Source organism: Serratia plymuthica (assembly GCF_018336935.1).
Classification (GTDB): domain Bacteria; phylum Pseudomonadota; class Gammaproteobacteria; order Enterobacterales; family Enterobacteriaceae; genus Serratia; species Serratia plymuthica_B.
In genome coordinates, this window is sequence record NZ_CP068771.1 from 4,256,131 (window position 1) to 4,274,584 (window position 18,454).

General features: G+C 54.0%; 13 protein-coding genes. 7 read left to right on the forward strand and 6 right to left on the reverse strand.

All coding sequences use genetic code 11. The features are described 5' to 3' along the window. The first annotated feature begins 29 nt into the window (after positions 1–29). The 3 genes from JK621_RS19885 (at position 30) to JK621_RS19895 (ending at position 4,260) form a co-directional block, all read left to right on the forward strand. Positions 30–1,733, forward strand: a complete 1,704-nt coding sequence (locus tag JK621_RS19885) for an NAD(P)/FAD-dependent oxidoreductase (protein ID WP_212557321.1) — start codon at positions 30–32, stop codon at positions 1,731–1,733. A gap of 24 nt (positions 1,734–1,757) precedes the next feature. Then, positions 1,758–2,849 (forward strand): Rieske 2Fe-2S domain-containing protein, encoded by a 1,092-nt coding sequence (locus JK621_RS19890; RefSeq protein WP_212560246.1) that lies wholly within the window; start codon positions 1,758–1,760, stop codon positions 2,847–2,849. Positions 2,850–3,015: 166 nt separating this feature from the next. Continuing rightward, complete coding sequence (locus tag JK621_RS19895; RefSeq protein ID WP_212557322.1) at positions 3,016–4,260, forward strand: cation:proton antiporter; 1,245 nt, start codon at positions 3,016–3,018, stop codon at positions 4,258–4,260. Positions 4,261–4,561: 301 nt separating this feature from the next. Here JK621_RS19895 and ansP read toward each other — a convergent pair whose 3' ends face one another. Continuing rightward, entirely contained in the window at positions 4,562–6,031 is a 1,470-nt protein-coding gene (gene ansP / locus JK621_RS19900; protein ID WP_212557323.1) for an L-asparagine permease, read from the reverse strand. A gap of 867 nt (positions 6,032–6,898) precedes the next feature. Between ansP and JK621_RS19905 the strand changes: the two genes are divergently transcribed. Both JK621_RS19905 and JK621_RS19910 read left to right on the forward strand, forming a co-directional pair. After that, positions 6,899–7,450, forward strand: coding sequence for a kinase inhibitor (locus JK621_RS19905; RefSeq protein WP_212557324.1), 552 nt, complete (start codon positions 6,899–6,901; stop codon positions 7,448–7,450). A gap of 9 nt (positions 7,451–7,459) precedes the next feature. Next, complete coding sequence (locus tag JK621_RS19910; RefSeq protein ID WP_212557325.1) at positions 7,460–8,257, forward strand: helix-turn-helix transcriptional regulator; 798 nt, start codon at positions 7,460–7,462, stop codon at positions 8,255–8,257. A gap of 430 nt (positions 8,258–8,687) precedes the next feature. On the opposite strand, the gene JK621_RS19915 is transcribed toward JK621_RS19910, so the two are convergent. From JK621_RS19915 to JK621_RS19930, 4 genes are all read right to left on the reverse strand, one after another. Further along, positions 8,688–10,190 (reverse strand): carbohydrate porin, encoded by a 1,503-nt coding sequence (locus JK621_RS19915; RefSeq protein ID WP_212557326.1) that lies wholly within the window; start codon positions 10,188–10,190, stop codon positions 8,688–8,690. 122 nt (positions 10,191–10,312) lie between these two features. Beyond that, complete coding sequence (locus JK621_RS19920; protein ID WP_212557327.1) at positions 10,313–11,701, reverse strand: PTS transporter subunit EIIC; 1,389 nt, start codon at positions 11,699–11,701, stop codon at positions 10,313–10,315. Then, a complete protein-coding gene (locus JK621_RS19925) occupies positions 11,694–13,379 on the reverse strand; it encodes an alpha-glucosidase (RefSeq protein WP_212557328.1) in 1,686 nt (561 codons plus the stop codon). The genes JK621_RS19920 and JK621_RS19925 overlap by 8 nt, the downstream gene beginning before the upstream one ends. A gap of 47 nt (positions 13,380–13,426) precedes the next feature. Further along, complete coding sequence (locus tag JK621_RS19930) at positions 13,427–14,383, reverse strand: substrate-binding domain-containing protein (protein WP_249337098.1); 957 nt, start codon at positions 14,381–14,383, stop codon at positions 13,427–13,429. A 291-nt stretch (positions 14,384–14,674) separates the two neighbouring features. Between JK621_RS19930 and JK621_RS19935 the strand changes: the two genes are divergently transcribed. Then, a protein-coding gene (locus tag JK621_RS19935; RefSeq protein ID WP_432761915.1) for an IS3 family transposase occupies positions 14,675–15,783 on the forward strand; the annotation gives its coding sequence in 2 pieces (ribosomal slippage) (positions 14,675–14,936 and positions 14,936–15,783; 1,110 coding nt in all). 445 nt (positions 15,784–16,228) lie between these two features. On the opposite strand, the gene JK621_RS19940 is transcribed toward JK621_RS19935, so the two are convergent. Beyond that, positions 16,229–16,477, reverse strand: coding sequence for a hypothetical protein (locus JK621_RS19940; protein WP_212557330.1), 249 nt, complete (start codon positions 16,475–16,477; stop codon positions 16,229–16,231). Positions 16,478–16,748: 271 nt separating this feature from the next. Here JK621_RS19940 and JK621_RS19945 point away from each other — a divergent pair, with 271 nt between their 5' ends. Beyond that, positions 16,749–18,392 (forward strand): ShlB/FhaC/HecB family hemolysin secretion/activation protein, encoded by a 1,644-nt coding sequence (locus JK621_RS19945; protein ID WP_249337099.1) that lies wholly within the window; start codon positions 16,749–16,751, stop codon positions 18,390–18,392. Positions 18,393–18,454 lie beyond the last annotated feature (62 nt).

Here is an 18,454-nt window from a genome sequence, read left to right on the forward strand (position 1 = left end):
GTTCCCTCTCATTAAGGAGATTTGCCCTCATGACTCAGAAGAGCCCCGAGAACGGGCGCGACAACAACCACTTCGACGTGATCATCCTCGGTTCGGGCATGTCCGGCACCCAGATGGGGGCTATCCTGGCCAAACAGCAGTTTCGCGTGCTGATCATCGAGGAGTCGTCGCACCCGCGGTTCACGATCGGCGAATCGTCGATTCCCGAGACGTCTCTGATGAACCGCATCATCGCCGATCGCTACGGCATCCCGGAGCTCGACCACATCACGTCGTTCTACTCGACGCAACGTTACGTCTCGTCGAGCACGGGCATCAAACGCAACTTCGGCTTCGTGTTCCACAAGCCCGGCCAGGAGCACGACCCGAAGGAGTTCACGCAGTGCGTCATTCCCGAGCTGCCCTGGGGGCCGGAGAGCCATTATTACCGGCAAGACGTCGACGCCTACCTGTTGCAAGCCGCCATTAAATACGGTTGCACGGTCCGCCAGAAGACTAAAGTGACCGAATACCACGCCGATAAAGACGGCGTCGCGGTGACCACCGCCCAGGGCGATAGGTTCACCGGCCGGTACATGATCGACTGCGGAGGCCCGCGCGCGCCGCTTGCGACCAAGTTCGGGCTCCGCGAAGAGCCGTGTCGCTTCAAGACGCACTCGCGCAGCCTCTACACGCACATGATCGGGGTCAAACCGTTCGACGACATCTTCAAGGTCAAGGGGCAGCGCTGGCGCTGGCACGAGGGGACCTTGCACCACATGTTCGAGGGCGGCTGGCTGTGGGTGATTCCGTTCAACAACCACCCGCGGTCGACCAACAACCTGGTGAGCGTCGGCCTGCAGCTCGACCCGCGTATCTACCCTAAAACGGACATCCCCGCGCAGCAGGAATTCGACGAGTTCCTCGCGCGGTTCCCGAGCATCGCTGCGCAGTTCCGGGACGCCGTGCCGGTGCGCGACTGGGTCAAGACCGACCGCCTGCAGTTCTCGTCAGCCACCTGCGTCGGCGACCGCTACTGCCTGATGCTGCACGCGAACGGATTTATCGACCCGCTCTTCTCCCGGGGGTTAGAGAACACCGCGGTGACCATCCACGCGCTCGCGGCGCGCCTCATCAAGGCGCTGCGCGACGACGACTTCTCCCCCGAGCGCTTCGAGTACATCGAACGCCTGCAGCAGAAGCTTCTGGACCACAACGACGACTTCGTCAGTTGCTGCTACACGGCGTTCTCGGACTTCCGCCTGTGGAACGCGTTCCACCGGCTGTGGGCGGTCGGCACGATCCTCGGGCAGTTCCGGCTTGTGCAGGCCCACGCCAGGTTCCGCGCGTCGCGCGACGAGGGCGACCTCGATCACCTCGACAACGACCCGCCGTATCTTGGCTACCTGTGTGCGGACATGGAGGAGTACTACCAGTTGTTCAACGACGCCAAAGCCGAGGTCGAGGCCGTGAGCGCCGGGCTCAAGCCGGCCGGGGAGGCCGCGACGCGGATCCACGCCCTCATCGACGAGCGAGAATTCGCCAAGCCGATGTTCGGCTTCGGGTATTGCATCACCGGGGACAAGCCGCAGCTCAACAACTCGAAGTTCAGCCTGCTGCCGGCGATGAAACTGATGTACTGGACACAAACCAGCGCGCCGGCGGAGGTGAAAAAGTACTTCGACTACAACCCGATGTTCGCGCTGCTCAAGGCGTACATCACGACCCGCATCGGCTTGGTTCGGAAGAAGTAATCGGCCATCGAGGACACAAAAATGATGAACAGCATTCAATTGGATCAAGTGAGCCTCAAGGAGCATCCCCCGAGGGCGTACGATGTGACCACGTGCGTGGCCGCGAGCTGGTACGTCGCGATGCGCTCGGGCGACCTCAAAGACAAGCCGACGGAGCTGACGCTGTTCGGCCGTCCGTGCGTGGCGTGGCGCGGGCCGACGGGGCGGGCCGTGGTGATGGACCGCCACTGCTCGCACCTCGGCGCGAACCTGGCCGACGGGCAGATCAAGGACGGGTGCATCCAGTGCCCGTTTCATCACTGGCGGTACGACGAGCAGGGCCAGTGCGTTCACATCCCCGGCCACAGCCAGGTGGTGCGCCGGCTGGAGCCCGTGCCGCGATCGGTGCGCCAGCCGACGTGGGTCACCACAGAGCGATACGGCTACGTGTGGGTCTGGTACGGCTCCCCGGAGCCGCTGCACCCGCTGCCCGAAATCGCCGCAGCCGACGTCGACAACGGTGACTTTATGCACCTGCACTTCGCGTTCGAGACGACGACGGCGGTGTTGCGGATCGTAGAGAACTTCTACGACGCGCAGCATGCGACCCCGGTGCACGAACTCCCGATCTCGGCCTTCGAGCTCAAGCTCTTCGACGATTGGCAGCGGTGGCCGGAGGTCGAGTCGCTGGCCCGGGCGGGCGCGTGGTTCGGTGCCGGGATCGACTTCACCGTGGACCGGTATTTCGGGCCTTTCGGCATGCTGGCACGCGCGCTCGGCCTGAACATGTCGCAGATGAACCTGCACTTCGATGGCTACCCCGGCGGGTGCGTCATGACCGTCTCCCTGGACGGCGACTTCAAATACAAGCTGCTCCAGTGCGTGACGCCGGTGAGCGACGGCAAGAACGTCATGCACATGCTCATCTCGATCAAGAAGGTGGGCGGTCCCCTGCGCCGCGCGATCGACTTCGTGCTGTTCGGGCTGCAGACCAGACAGGCAGCGAAGTACGACGTCAAAATCTGGAACGGGATGAAGCCGGACGGCGGCGGCGCCTACAGCAAGTACGATAAGCTGGTGCTCAAGTACCGCGCGTTCTACCGGGGTTGGGTCGACCGCGTTGAGAGTGAACGATGATGCGTGAGTTGGCGGCCCTAACCGAGCCGGCTTTGAGCACGTCGTTCGGCCAGGCGCTCGCGAACCTGACGAGCGGCGTCACTGTCATCATGGCGTATGGCGCGGCGGGCCCGCTCGGGCTTGCGGCCAGCAGATCAGTGCCGGTATCGCACTTTCCGAGGTATTCATGACTGTCTGGCTGTTGCAACTCGTGCTGGTGATTGCGCTCTGCAATGTCTGCGGCCGCATTGCCGAACGGCTCGGCCAGTGCGCGGTCGTCGGCGAGATCGCGGCCGGTTTGCTGTTGGGGCCTTCGCTGTTCGGCGCGATCGCACCGGATTTCTACGACGCATTGTTCGGCCCCCGAACGCTGTCGGCGATGGGGCAAGTCGGTGAAGTCGGCCTGATACTGCTGATGTTTCAGGTGGGTCTGCATATGGAGTTGGGCGAGACGCTGCGTGGCAAGCGCTGGCGCATGCCCGTTGCGATCGCCGCGGGCGGGCTCGTCTTACCGGCCGCGATCGGCATGATCGTCGCCACTGTCTCGAAAGACATGCTCGCCGGCGACGCGCCGGCGCTGCCTTATATACTCTTCTGCGGTGTCGCGCTTGCGATATCAGCGGTACCGGTGATGGCGCGCATCGTCGACGACCTGGCGCTCAACGCCATGGTGGGCGCAAGGCACGCAATGTCTGCCGCGATGCTGACGGATGCGCTCGGATGGATGCTGCTTGCCGCTATTGCTTCGCTATCGAGCGGGCCTGGTTGGGCATTTGCGCGCATGCTCCTCAGCCTGCTCGCGTATCTGGTGCTGTGCGCGCTCCTGGTGCGCTTCGTGGTTCGACCGACGCTTATGCGGCTCGCATCGACTGCGCATGCGGCGCGCGACCGCTTGGCCGTGTTGTTATGTTTCGTCATGGCGTCGGCACTGGCGACGTCGCTGATCGGATTTCATAGCGCATTTGGCGCACTTGCGGCGGCGCTGTTCGTGCGGCGGGTGCCCGGCATCGCGAATGAGTGGCGGGATAACGTCGAAGGTTTTGTCAGGCTTGTGCTGATGCCGGTGTTTTTCGCGTATGCGGGGCTGCATGCGTCGGTCGGTACGATCGACGACGCGGCATCATGGATGTGGTTCGGCGTATTTCTCGCGGGCGGATTCATCGGCAAGTTCGGCGGCAGTTATCTGGGCGCGCGCGTCACCGGGCTTGAGCCACGCGATGCGATGTTGGTGAGCTCGCTGATGAATACGCGCGGCTTGATGGAGCTTATCGTCCTGTCTATCGGCCTGCAGATGCAGATCCTGCCGCCAAAGGTCTACACCATCCTCGTGGTGTTCGCGCTGGTGACGACGGCGCTGACCGTACCGCTGGTTCGACTCACGCTGCGCGTGCAATCGCGCGCGACGTCTGCAATCCCGGGGGCCGGCAAGTGACGCGCACCAGGCATGTTACATGGGCGCACAGATCAGCGTTTCAGTTTCCGCCTGGCCGGCCTGAGAACTTAACGACACTGACGGGTAAGGCCATCAATACCCCGTGGACAGACATCAGAGACGTTGGGGTAAATTAAAGGATATCCATCCTGAGTGCAGCCTGAGAGCAACGAGCATAAAAACACAGGCACTTTGGAATACTGAAGGGAATTGTTTATAAAAAAGGGCATCAGTGACACTGATGCCCTTCAGAGTTTTATTGTGTTATTAATATTAGCCGCTGCCTTACCAATAAAATAAATTATTCAAGAATGTTTTTAGTTAAAACTACAGAGGGGATGGTAGGTTTCATCATGGCATGCGCTCGTTTTCTTACCCCAAACCAACCGGCGACTAACAATAGAGCGACGACAGGTAGAGATGCAATCGTGAAAGTACCATTTGGGTAATCAAAAGCCATCATGATTATAACAAAAGCCAGGAAAGCCAGTGTCAGCCAAGAGGTCACCGGAGCTCCGGGCATTTTAAAGGGGACATCGGCCACTTTTCCCTGAGCAACGGCCTGGCGGAATTTCATTTGGCATACGACAATAAAACCCCATGTACTGATGATGCCTAAAGATGCCACATTAAGTACGATTTCGAAAACGCTGGACGGAACAAGATAATTTAATATTACACCGACAAAGTAAATAGCGACCGTGATCCAAATCCCCATGTAAGGGACCGACTGTTTACTCATCTTAGCCAGGAATGACGGAGCAGATCCGCCCATTGACAATGCTCGCAGTACACGACCCGTCGAATATAAGCCAGAGTTCAGGCTCGATAGCGCGGCTGATAACACCACAATATTCATAACCGAGCCAATACCTGGAACACCTAAGGCTGTAAAGAAAGTGACAAAAGGACTTTGCCCAGCTTGATAGGCATTCCACGGTAATAAACAGACTAATAGTATTACGGAGCCAACATAGAAAAGTGCAATACGCCAAATGACGCTGTTAATGGCTCGCGGCAATATTTTACGGGCATCCTTACACTCACCCGAGGCGGTGCCAACCAGCTCGATACCGGCAAAAGCAAACACCACCCCTTGAACCAGAATTACCGCCGGCAACAAGCCATGTGGGAAGAATCCGCCATTATCGGCAATCAAATTCAATCCGGTTGGGTGACCTGAAACGGGATGCCCGGTACCAAGGACTACCACCCCCACGATGAGAAAGAGTGCTATCGCCGTGACTTTAATAAGTGCAAACCAAAACTCCATCTCTGCAAACCATTTCACCCCTATCATATTCATGGTAGTGACGATACCAAGCGCCCCTAATGCAAAAATCCACTGAGGTACGTCCGTAAATGCGTTCCAATACTGCATGTATAATGCAACCGCAGTGATATCAACGATTCCGGTCATCGCCCAGTTAAGAAAATACATCCAGCCTGCAACATAAGACGCTTTCTCGCCTAAGAACTCCCTTGCATAGGAAACAAAACTTCCGCTACTGGGGCGATGCATGACTAACTCCCCAAGGGCGCGGAGAATAAGAAATGAAAATATACCGCAAACCAAATAGACGAGTGCAAGAGCGGGCCCAGCCATTTGTAATCGGGCTCCTGCACCTAAAAACAAACCCGTACCAATGGCCCCCCCGATGGCAATCATCTGTACCTGCCTGTTACCCAGGGTTTTGTGATATCCTGACTCATGAGATTCAAGCCATTCTTTTTTTGTAATATCCGAGGAGGATTTTTCTGAAATGCTCATAACAACACCTCGCCTAAATTTATTCGATAGGTTTAATAAGTGATTAATTGCAGTCTTATCTAAATTCCATGTTTTGATAATGCAAATATATTTTTCCGTTGTTGTATTATTCCCCTTCATTGTCATGGGGATGATTTTACAAATAACTTTATGCGGTTATTTGAAAGTTAATAATGTGACTTTCCAGACTGTTTCCTTAAACAGTAATCCAGTTGCGATGAGAACCCCGTTGAGTCAATGGATTTTATTACTCACCTTGGTTAATGAGATGCTGGTTATAGGATGAGTTTTACTCCTCTCACAAAAGTTGGCCCGGCTTGCTTTATTCTGTTCATCACATTTAGCTCCATTGAAACGATATTGTATAAAAGCAAGTCTTGTGCCAATTTCATGTTTTTAATTTTACTTTATATAAAACAATAACATAATAATTACCTAATCCATTAAATGGCCATGAGTGCACCAACTTGAAGCAAAAAGCTGAAACGTTGTTACTTGGTGGTGTTGTATGCGGCAGAACAAAAAACGCTTCTGATAGCTGTGCTCGATGTTTTTCATCAAAAGAAACCCAGGGGCAGTCTCGTTATTCTGGGTTTATAAAAAGCGAATGTAAGCAGCTACAAATCGAATCGCCACGGCTTTTAACATTATCAAAAGTGTGGGTATGTGGTGAGATCAGCGTTTAATCAAGCCAAAACGCATTGCCGAAATTGGCGGGAACGCCACGCATCAACATGCCAATACCTTCTGTTTTCGAGTGAAATAAAATGATTGTGAGCTTTTTCGCATGATTTTTGCTTTTTTCTGCACGATATCTTTGCCGGGAACACCATATGATATTTATATTCCAACAAGTAAGAGGTCGTCATGAAAAAGTATATTGGTGTCACCGCACTGGCTTTATTTTCATTATCTGCTCAGGCTGCCGGTTTTCAGGTAACAAGTAGTGAAATTAAAACGGGAACGCCGCTTTCGAAGGAACAGGTCTTCGAAGGCTTTGGTTGTGAAGGGGGCAACACCTCTCCTTTGCTGAGTTGGTCCGGCGCGCCCAAAGGCACTAAAAGCTTTGCCGTCACTGTTTACGACCCGGATGCTCCTACCGGCAGCGGATGGTGGCACTGGACGGTCGTCAATATTCCCGTTTCGGTGACATCCCTTGCCGCTGATGCCGGGAATAAAGACGGCACTAAACTACCTCATGAAGCGGTTCAGGGCAGAAATGATTTTGGTTATGCTGGCTTTGGCGGGGCGTGTCCCCCGAAAGGCGATAAACCGCATCATTACCATTTCAAGGTTTGGGCGTTAAAAACCGACAAGCTGCCGCTTGATGGCAACTCCAGTGGAGCGCTTGTCGGTTATATGCTTACCGCCAACAAAATAGCCACTGCTGAAGTGGTTCCGGTCTACGGAAGAGAATAAGGAGTTTCAATGCAGGCAGAAGGCGTTTCCCGATTGGCCCTACAGGAAATACGAATGTATAAGGCCCACGAACTTCACCGAGTCAAACTATTGATGCCTGCGTTGTGTCGCATCCGCCAGGGGAAGAAGGTCGTCAATTGGGAGGGGCGTTGCGAAATTGCCAATAACAACCAGATAATTCTCTTCCCGTCCGGTTATGAATTTGGCATCGCCAATCATCCCAGTTCTGGCTTGTACATGGCGGAAATGCTTTACCTGCCTGCGGGGCTGATTCAGCGTTTCAGGCAGCTTTATCCGCTTGCACCGCATGAAGAGAGCAAACCCGGCTTCTGTATTGAGCAGAACTATGAGTTGATCTACTGCTGGGAGCAACTTAAGGCTGCGGTACAGCTTAAAATTTCCGATCAACTACTGGAACATTGGGCAATGGGAATTTTGTTAACGCTGGGCAAAAACAACATGAGCCACCTGTTTCTTTCTCATTCTCAGGATTCACTGGCTAACCGTTGCCAGAATCTGCTTTTAGCCAACCCCGGTGCACGCTGGACTACCCAGGAGATCGCCAATCTGCTGTTTATGTCTGCCTCAACGCTGCGTCGCCGCCTGGCAGCCGAAGGGGAAAGTTTCCAAAATCTGTTGGATGACGTGAGGCTGAATAATGCCCTGGCGGCCATTCAGACTACGCTTAAACCGATAAGCGTGGTGGCAAGAGAGAACGGTTATATGTGTCCTTCGCGTTTTACCGATCGCTTTCAGAAACGTTTTAGGATCACACCAAGAGCGCTGCGCCGCGCATCGAAATTATGACTGGAATTCGCAAGGAAAAGCTTAAAAGCCGGCGCCATTCATGGCGCATTCTTGCTCTTGCCTTTCAATAAGCGCAACAACTCCCGCAGCACCTTGGCAACCTGCTGCCTTGGTGATTCCCCCTCATACTCTGGCCACGGCGTTGCCTGGCACCGAGGCCGGACGAATAGCGGCTGAAGCTGGGATGCCCCTGAAAAGCAAAAAACCCGCCATAGGCGGGTTCTCTAAATAGGGCGACCGGACTCGGACAACCGGCGCTTGCGCCGGATTGAACAACGCTTCAGCCTTGGCCCGCAGGGTGGGTTCAGCCGAATAATCGAACTTGTGCGATGGAGAAAAATATTCGATCTTCAGACTGCGCCCTTTTCTGCCATGACCCACGGGGATGATATCAGTTCATCAGCCCCGTGGGTCACGTAGGCTGTTATACTCAGAACCAGGTTTCCAACTGCGTACCGAACATCAGCGAACCGCCGCTGTGATAGCCTGAATTTCCGAAGGTATCAGTCGATGAGTAGTTATCCAGATTTTTGTCCCAGTTCATCCAGGTGACGAAGAAACGGATCTCCGGACGCTCGAAGAAATCGGTGACGTTCTGCATTTTAAAGGTTGGCGCGAAGGTTAGCTTGTAAAAGCTGCCGGATACCGGCTTATTGCCGTTGAAGCCCTTCGGGTCGATGTCCATATACTGATAGCTGGCTTCGTACTGCAGGGCAAAGTTCTGATTAATCTCCTGGATCATCCGCGAGTTTAGTGTCACCCAGTCATAGTGGTCGGATGCTATGTAGCGACTGTTGCTGCTTTGCGCCACCAGTAGCGGGGCAATACTCAGCCTGTCGCTCAACCGGGTCATGCCGTAGGTGGCGAACTTCACTGTCCAGGCATCGTCGATTAGATAGCCATCCGATCCTGGCCCCCGCACTTCGGCCCCAAGGGCTTTACCGTACAGCAGCACGGTTTTTGTCGAGCCTTCATTGAGGCCGTAGAAGCTGTCGCCGTGAAACGCCAGCATGGTGTTAAAGCCGTGCGATGCGGCGTTATCCTGTGCCAGACCGTCGTTGATCCGCTTGTCATTTTCCCTGGAGTAGAGCCCGTTCAGCATCCACTGCCAGTTACCGATGCGGTTATTCAGTGAGAAGGTGTAGTTCTGGATAAAGGTATTCTCCGCGCCGGTCATGTTGTTGTACTCAACGTTCTCCATCGCATCGATATCGTTGAAGTTACGCCCATACACTGACAGGTTGGTTTTGACATCGCCGAAGAAATTCACATCATAAATCCCCGCGCCGGTGCCGACCAGGTTCATCATATCCGAGTCCAGCCAGTGGATATCGAAGTTATCCCGGTCCTCTCTTTTACCCGCCCACAGCGTTGACCCGCTGAACGCACCAGTGAAAGTGGGCAGATCGCTCATTTCCACAAATGCCTGGCGCAGATTCATCTGACCGTTAAACGCGCTGTCGGTATTATAGGTTTTGTCCCACTCGGCAATTTTCATGTAGTAGCGGACGCTCGAATTGTTGGCGGAATGGCGTTTATAGTCGAAGTCTGCGGTGACGTAGGTGTCGGCTTCGTTACCCAAGCGGCCAACGCTGCCGCCAGTGCTGCCCGCGGGCGTTAGTGATGGGCCGACGGTGGTGGTGGTGCCCTGTTTTCCGCTCAGGATACCGGTGCGGGCGTAACCGCCAAATTTAATTTCGGTATCGCCATTAATAACATCGCTCTTGCTGTTTTTATTTTTTAATTCTGCATCATTGGCTCTTTTTTCCGCCGCGATAATCTTATTTTCGGCTTGCGTTAATTTATTTTGGGAGAGCTTAAGCTCCGCCTCTACCCTTTCCAGTCTGGCGTTAATTTCTGCCAGCGTTAATTCCGCTGCGTGCGTAGGTAAAGCACAGGCCAAGGTACAGAAAGTTAGAAATGCTATTTTCATTATTAATACCCGTGAGTGCCCCTGCTCTGAATAGGAATATTCAGGGCATACGGCTTGCCATTAATAAGGTGAAGCCTGTTTTTACAGCAAAGGGTTTACTACATTTGTCTGCGATTTATTTATCATTTTTTATTATCCACCCTGACAAATAGCAGTGTGCTGATAAAGGCGAAAACGGCCACGGCCACGCCGACGGTGATATAGGTAATAAACTGATAGCGATCGTACAGATACATCAGCGGCGACAGCAGAACCGCTAGCCCGTAGGAGTTGGCCTTAATCGACAGCAGGGAGAGCACCATGCCGCCCAGGGCCGAACTGCACAGCATCACTGCAATCGCCCGCATACCGGACTGTATGACGATACCGAATAGTGCAGGCTCAGAAACGCCCAGCAATTGGGTTACGGTTGCCGAGATGCCGGCGGTTTTAAACGCCACGTTTTTCGTCTTCAGGGAGATCGCGAGGCACACGGCAGCATTGGCGAAACCGTACATTGCGCAGACGGTGATCAGCGGGTTGAAGCCGGTACCGGCGATCAGCGAGGTCTCAATCATAATGAACATATGGTGCATCCCGGTCATCACCGCAATCGGATAGATAAAGCCGATCAGCAGGCCACCGATACCGGCAGGCAGTGCGAGGAACTGCTGGATAGCCATCACCGCATAGTGCTCAAAGCTGTGAACCAGCGGCCCGAGTACCAGAAGCGCAATCGCCACGGCGAAGAGGATCACCAGAAAAGGGGTGAAGATTAGATCCATCGAATTAGGCATAATCCGGCGGAAAATCTTCTCCAGCTTCGCGCCGATAATCCCGGTGATCAGCGCGGTCAGTATCGATCCCTGATAGCCGACCAGAGGAATAAAACCGAAGAGATAAATAGGCTGCGCGTTGCCGTAAGCGACCGAATACGCGTTGGGAAGGGCAGGGGAAACCAGCATTAGCCCGATCAGAAACCCGATAATCGGCGTACCGCCAAACTTCTTAAACGCCGACCAGCAGATAAACGCCGCCAAGAAAGCAAATGCCGTATCGCACAACACGGTCATCAGCGTAGTTACCGAAGCCGGCAGGGCGAGAGTGCTGGCCCCAAACCACGCCAGCACCGTATCGTTAAACAGCACGCCCTTCAGCCCGAGGAACAACCCCGTTGCACCCAGTACCGGTACAATCGGCACAAACACATCCGAGAGGTGGCGGATTCCCGCCTGCAGTGAGCTACTGCCCTGACGGTTCATTTCATCCTTGCTGACCTCACTGATATTAAACGCCTGCATAAATTCGGCGTAGACTTTATTCACTATTCCGGTGCCGAGAATGATCTGATACTGACCTGAATTGAAAAACACGCCTTTCACTTCATCGACGTTTCTTATTTTTTCATCTTCGATCATGCTGCGATTTTTCACCTGCAGTCGCAGACGGGTGGCACAGTGTGTTGCGGAAATAATGTTTTCCATGCCAATGATATTCACCAGTTCAACGGCAATATTTTTATATTTATTCATGTTGGGTTGCTCCCTTGATAAGAATACTTTGATAAGGCTTTAATGATGAGCTGAACTGCGGATAGTTATTAACGATAATATCGCCCTCCGGAAGGGCAAAAGGAACTTCGTGGTTACTGAGATTGGTGACTGAAATAAAACGTTCGCCCTCTGTGCGACGCTGATAGCTGACAATTTCCGGCGCGGCCGTTTCCAGCGGTATAAAATCACCGTAGATCAACGTGTCGGGATAGTCATTGTTGCGCAGGTGTATGAGCTGTTGGTAGAAGGCAAAGACCGAATGTGTATCCTGCTGCTGAGCGGCAGCGTTAATCAATGCGTCTTCCGCTGACAGCGCCAGCCACGGTTTCGTCCCCTGATTAAATCCGCTGTTCACCGTGTTGTCCCATGGGAACGGTGTGCGTGAGTTGTCCCGCGAACGGTTATTGACGAATGCCAGCGACTGCTGCTCGGAGAACCCTTCCGCCAACGCACGATGGTAATTATCAATGCTGGAGATGTCGTCGAACTGGCTGATATCGCTGCGGCAGAAGTTGGTCATGCCCAGTTCTTGTCCCTGATAGATGTACGGCGTGCCGCGCAGGAAGAAGTACATTGCCGCCAAGCATTTAGCACCGATGTCGTTGTGATAATCCGGGTGAACAAGTTTCGACAGCGCTCTCGGCTGGTCGTGATTCTCAATAAAACTGGTTCCCCAACCGCACCGGGCAAAGGCGTTCTGGCTGTCGAACAGCGCGTCGCGGAACTCCGCCACCGTCCAGTTGCGGCGGCGGAACCACTCCGAACCGTTTTCCACATCAATATCCGCTGCGTGGAAGTCAAAAATCATATTGAAGTAGCCGTTCTCGCCGATAAACTGGCCATACTCCGTATAGGGAACGCCCGGCGCTTCGCCGACGGTGACGCAGGAATATTTATCAAAGGTGTTTTCTTTCAGCTCGTTAAGGAACACGTCAATGCCCGGGCGGTTACGCGACTTGCTTTTGATCGACCCCAGCCCGTCAACACCGTCTACCGGGACGCTGGCGTAGTCGGCATCTTTCTTGATAAAGGTAATTGCATCCACACGGAACCCGGCCACGCCTTTCTCCAGCCACCAGTTAATCATCCGGTAAATATCCTTGCGCATCTGCGGATTTTCCCAGTTCAGGTCGGGTTGTTTTTTATGGAAAACGTGCAGGTAATACGTATCTTCCCCCGGTACCTTTTCCCACGCGCTGCCGCCGAAAATTGAGCGCCAGTTATTCGGCGGCAGGCCGTTTACCGCAGGGCGGAACAGATAATAATCGCGATAAGGGGAATTCACATCGGCTAGCGCCTGGCGGAACCACTGATGTTCATCACTGGTGTGATTCACTACCAGGTCGATCATGATTTTAATCCCCAGCGACGCGGCTTTGTCGATCAGCATATCCACATCATGCATCTCGCCGAACTCCGGGTTTACCGCGTAGTAATCGGCAATGTCGTAGCCGTTATCGGCCATCGGCGACAGATAAAACGGCGAAATCCACAGCATGGTCACACCCAGCGACTGCAGGTAGGGCAGTTTTTCGATAATACCCGGCAGATCGCCAATCCCGTCGTTGTTACTGTCCTTAAAGCTCCTTGGATATATTTGGTAAATTACGGATTCTTTCCACCAGGCGTTATCCTGACCTGCTTGCTGCTTTAACATGTGCACCTCTGTCATGTGGTATCGATACCACATTGTGATAAAAAAATTTACGCAGACTTTCTGAGCACTAATTCTGCTTTAAGATCGTCATTGTTGTAGCTGTAGGGTTTACCGGTAATCAGCGCAATCAAATATTCCACAGAGAACTGACCCAGCTTATCCAACGGCTGATTCACCGTGGTAATCGGCACACTAACCATTTCCGAAATAGGCAGGTTATCGAAGCCGACTACCGCGATATCCTGAGGCACCCGTATATCATGGTTGGTCAGCCAGGTCACCAGACCGCAGGCTACGTCGTCACTGCCGGTAAAGATTACGTCGGGCCGTGCGGATGGTGGCATTGCTACCAACTGCTCAGCCAGGCGGATGCCATCTTTGTAGGTATGCAGTTGGCGGAAAATCAGGGCGTTATCAACGATCCTGCCTGCAGCCTCCATAGCCTTCAGGAAGCCCCGGTTACGACGCTCACCGTGACCTTTTTGCACGAAATCACCGCCGGTGCAGTAGGCAATTTTCTGGTAACTCTGATCCAGCAGATAACGAATGGCGTTAAACGTCGCCTCTTCATCATCTACTCGCACCACCGGCAGATCCGCTCCGTCCACGCTGGTGTTGCACAGCAGGATAGGGCCGTACTGCTGGTATTTTTCCAGCACCGATTTGTCACTCTCAACTGAGCAGAGGATCAGGCCATCAATGATTTTTTTCTTAAGTAAGTCGAGGCAATTGATCTCTTCCCCCACGATGTCATGGTTCTGCACGATCAGCACCGAATAGCCGTTTTTGCGGGCGCTCACTTCCAACGCGTCTACCAGATTGGCGAAGAACGGGTTAGTGATCCTCGACACCAGAATGCCAATACGGTGCGACTTTACACCGCGCATCTGCTGGGCGGCGGTGCTTGGCTCATAGTCCAGTGCCTTCATCGCCGCCTGGATACGAACTTTTTTATCTTCCGAGATATAAGGGTGGTTATTCAGAAAGCGCGAAACGGTCGACACTGACAATCCGGCGTGTTCTGCCACATCTTTAATGGTTGCAGTCATAATGTATGAAATCGATATCAGAATGCTGCTACGCTATTTTTCAGCGGAAAAATTGTCAATCGCGGACTTTCAGAATTTGATCGCAATCACATAAAATCGATCAGGAATCATCCAGATGGTGGGGGGGCTAGAACCTTGACCGTAAAAATTGCAAGTCCCGTAACGTTGACCCTGACCCAAAATCCTGCGCCATTCAGAAACAGAATTCCGGCATGATAATGACTCCCCTGAACGGAGGATGTGCCGATGAAAAAGTCACGATTCACCGAAGAGCAGATTGTTTTTGCCCTGAAGCAGGCTGAACTGGGTACGTCAGTGCCGGACGTCTGTCGCAAGCTGGGCATTTCGGATGCCACTTTCTATACGTGGCGTAAAAAATACGGCGGCATTTCTCCTTCGGAGCTGAAGCATATGCGGCAACTGGAAGAGGAAAATTTGCGGCTGAAGAGGCTGGTTGCCGATCTGAGCCTCGACAAGGCGATGCTGCAGGACGTGCTGGCAAAAAAGAGCTGACGCTGGCACGCCTGCGCGAATGGGTCAGGGATTTGCAAGCCCGCTACGGTGCCAGTGAGAGACAGGTCTGTTTTGCGCTGCGGGTCAGCCGCAGCTCGTTTCGATATCGTTCTGTGGCCGCCGACGACAGCGCACTGCGGCTACGCATCCGTGAGATAACCGAAACCCGGGTTCATTACGGGTACCGCCGGGTACACGTGATGCTCAGGCGGGAAGGCTGGCGCGATAATCACAAAAGAATCTACCGCCTCTACTGTGAGCAGGGTCTGTCGCTGCGCCTCAAACGGCCACGCGGCAATAAATCGGCCCAGCGCCGACAACCGCAGCCTCAGGGTCTGTATCCGAATCACGTCTGGGGCATGGATTTTGTCTCTGATGCGTTGTTTGACGGGCGACGATTGCGCCTGCTGACGGTTATCGACCTGTACACCCGTGAATGCCTGGGGATCTGCGTGGGGCAGAATTTGCGTTCCACAGAAGTGGCAGAAATGCTGAATAGCATAGCGCTCAGACGCCCTTTACCCCAGTTGCTGAAAACCGATAATGGTTCTGAATTTGCAGGGAAAATGCTGGACAGATGGGTGTACGAAAGAGGCATCAGAATCGACTTCTCATGCCCGGGAACATCGACGGACAATGCGACGGTGGAGTCCTTCAACGGCAGGTTACGGCAGGAATGTCTGAACGAGAACGGGTTTATGTCTCTGGAGGATGCACGGTGCAAAATCGAGGCCTGGCGCATACACTATAACCAGAGGCGTCCCCATTCTGCGCTGGGCTGGATGACCCCGTCAGAATTTGCTGAGAAGTCTGCCGGTTGCCAGAATACACAACCAACATGAAGCCGGTTATTCCTGATTATGACTGGATCATATTCGGGGTCAGGGTCACTCTTTGTGTCTGCTATTTGTGGATGGGGGTGCGGATGGGTTATTTTTGAATTAAAAATCTGAAATGATACTAATTTATCTCTTGAAAATTAGATTTAAATAAACTATTTGGTTTGCAGCAGAGACTCTGCGTGATTGTGCAACGCAAGTAGAACAGCAGTGCTTGCGATAATTATGCCCCCAAATACAATCGCAGACATCATAACTACTACAAGCATGATAATCGGAATGTGACCAGCCCAACCCGGTAGCTTATTGCTACGTGCTTTAGCCACGCAAAGGCTATCCCACTTCAGAATGGCACCTTTAAGGCGCTTCCACAGATTTGCCATACGCACACCGCGCTGATAGGCGTGGTGTTGTATCGCCCATCATCACTCCTTAACCAGGTGATAGCCTAATCCCATCCTATCGTTCGCTGCCCAATGCCATCTGCCATGCCCGTGACCATCAGGCCACGCCCAGAAAACTCGCTGGCTGGGAAGATAAGTTTGCTGAACAGTGCCAGGTGATTCAAAGGGGTCAAACCGAGATCCGCCAGCTTGCCACGGAGAATGCTGTGCTGCTCAAACGTTGCATTGATGCTGAAGCCGACGCAGAACGGTATAAACGCCACAATGCCTGGTTGCTCGCGGACAAAGAACACGCACAGGTTGCTGTCCTTCGGGGGCCCAAACCTTCCCCCTGAATCGGTCTGCAGGCCAACGTTGTACCAAATACATAAAGCCGAGTCGGGGGATAATCGGTGTGAAACGTTTGACTCTGTCCAATCCGATCGTCGTAATACCCTCTACGGCCACCTCAAAGTTGATCAAAAATAAATTACTGGACTTTTGCTGACAAATATTTACACTTTGCAACCAATATAAGTAAATAGTAGTGAGTCTCATTTGCATATCAACAAGGAATGTTGGTTATTGATTACCTGGCTTGGGGTGTCTGGCTTGGCCCAGGCGGCATCGCCCCTTAACTCTACCGACCAGGATATTATCGAGCGCCGACAGAAGGATTTGTTGGAGCAGGCACAGCAGCAGCGTGACGACCTGCAAAATACCGCCGACCTGCCGATTCTCCCTCTGCCTGTGCCGGACACGGAAGATAAAACCTGCCATTACGTGAGCCACATTGCTTTCCAGGGCGCTGAACATCTGTCCTGGTCGGTGAAAGATAAACTTGCGTCTTCCTATCAGGGCCGCTGCCTGACGCTCTCCCGCATTAATAACCTGGTGCGGGAGACCACCAACGCCTACATCACGCGAGGCTATGTCACGTCGCAGGCCTGGCTGCCGGAACAGGATATCGCCGGTGGTGAACTGACCGTCGCCGTCAGTGAGGGGCGCGTTGAAGGTATCAGCCTGGATGGACAGGAAACTCTGGCACTGAAAATGGCGTTTCCCGGCCTGGTCGGCCGGGTGCTCAACCTGCGCGATATCGAGCAGGGCATGGAGCAGCTCAACCGCCTGCCCTCGCAGCAGGTTTCCATCGATATTCAGCCCGGCAAGCGGCCGGGCTATTCTTCGGTGGTGCTGCGCCGCACGGCAGCCCGTCTGCCGATTTCCTTGTCCTTCGGCGCCGATAACGGCGGCCAAAAAAGCACCGGCACCGGGCAGATGAATGCCGGCGTTGTACTGGACAACCCGTTGCGCCTGGCCGACCAGTGGTCGCTGTCGGCCTCACGGGATAATGAATTTCACCATGACCGGCGCAGCCGCAGCCTGAACGGCGGCGTTTCTGTTCCCTACGGTTACTGGCTGTTCAGCTATCAGGCCGCCTGGAACGACTTTTATCAGCACATCCCCATTCAGGATGCACGCTATCGCTATGCGGGTAATGCCGTGGTGCAGCGTTTGGGTGTTAACCGTACCCTGCTGCGTGACGGCCGGCAGAAGCTGGCGCTGGACCTGGGATTATCACGCCGGCGCACCGAGAACCGGCTGGCCGGGCAGCGCCTGACCAACAGCAGCGTAACGGTAGCGAGCCTGTCCGCGGGCCTCAACTACAGCCGCACGCTGGGTGGCGGCTACCTGACGCTCAACCCGGCGGTATCGCATGGCCTGCGCGGACTGGGGGCCACGCGGGATGAGCCGGCGGCCCCCTATGCCCCACGCAGCGAGTTTCGCAAACTCAGCCTCAGCGCCAGCTACTTTTATCCGCTGACGCCGTCGCTCTATTACCTGACTTCCGCCTACGGACAGACCAGTGCCGACAATCTGTATAGCAGTGAGCGACTTTCTCTTGGCGGGCAGTATTCGGTGCGCGGCTTTAAAGAACAGTACCTCACCGGCAACCGCGGTGCGTACTGGCGTAACGAACTTAACAAGCAACTCGGCCCCGTGCCAGTTATCGGCGACGTCTCGTTGACCGCAGCGCTGGACGGTGGCTGGCTGAACAGCGAAACGCATCGGGTGGACGGCGGCAGTGTAGCCGGGACTTCGCTGGGATTGGCGATGAACAGCAAGGGGTTCAATCAGTCGTTCACCGTCGGCAAGCCCTTGGCGTATCCGGCCAGTTTGCAGCCGGACCGCTGGGTGGCCTATTGGCAGGTCGGCATCACCCTGTAAGGCCGACGACGTATTTGCAGCAACCGACACACGGCACGGACGCCAGCGTGCGACCGAATGTT

Coding starts and splice junctions, on each gene's coding strand:
- JK621_RS19925 (WP_212557328.1), bottom strand. CDS start 13,379: ATGTTAAAGCAGCAAGCAGGTCAGGATAACGCCTGGTGGAAAGAATCC.
- JK621_RS19895 (WP_212557322.1), top strand. CDS start 3,016: ATGACTGTCTGGCTGTTGCAACTCGTGCTGGTGATTGCGCTCTGCAAT.
- JK621_RS19920 (WP_212557327.1), bottom strand. CDS start 11,701: ATGAATAAATATAAAAATATTGCCGTTGAACTGGTGAATATCATTGGC.
- JK621_RS19905 (WP_212557324.1), top strand. CDS start 6,899: ATGAAAAAGTATATTGGTGTCACCGCACTGGCTTTATTTTCATTATCT.
- JK621_RS19885 (WP_212557321.1), top strand. CDS start 30: ATGACTCAGAAGAGCCCCGAGAACGGGCGCGACAACAACCACTTCGAC.
- JK621_RS19915 (WP_212557326.1), bottom strand. CDS start 10,190: ATGAAAATAGCATTTCTAACTTTCTGTACCTTGGCCTGTGCTTTACCT.
- JK621_RS19910 (WP_212557325.1), top strand. CDS start 7,460: ATGCAGGCAGAAGGCGTTTCCCGATTGGCCCTACAGGAAATACGAATG.
- ansP (WP_212557323.1), bottom strand. CDS start 6,031: ATGAGCATTTCAGAAAAATCCTCCTCGGATATTACAAAAAAAGAATGG.
- JK621_RS19890 (WP_212560246.1), top strand. CDS start 1,758: ATGAACAGCATTCAATTGGATCAAGTGAGCCTCAAGGAGCATCCCCCG.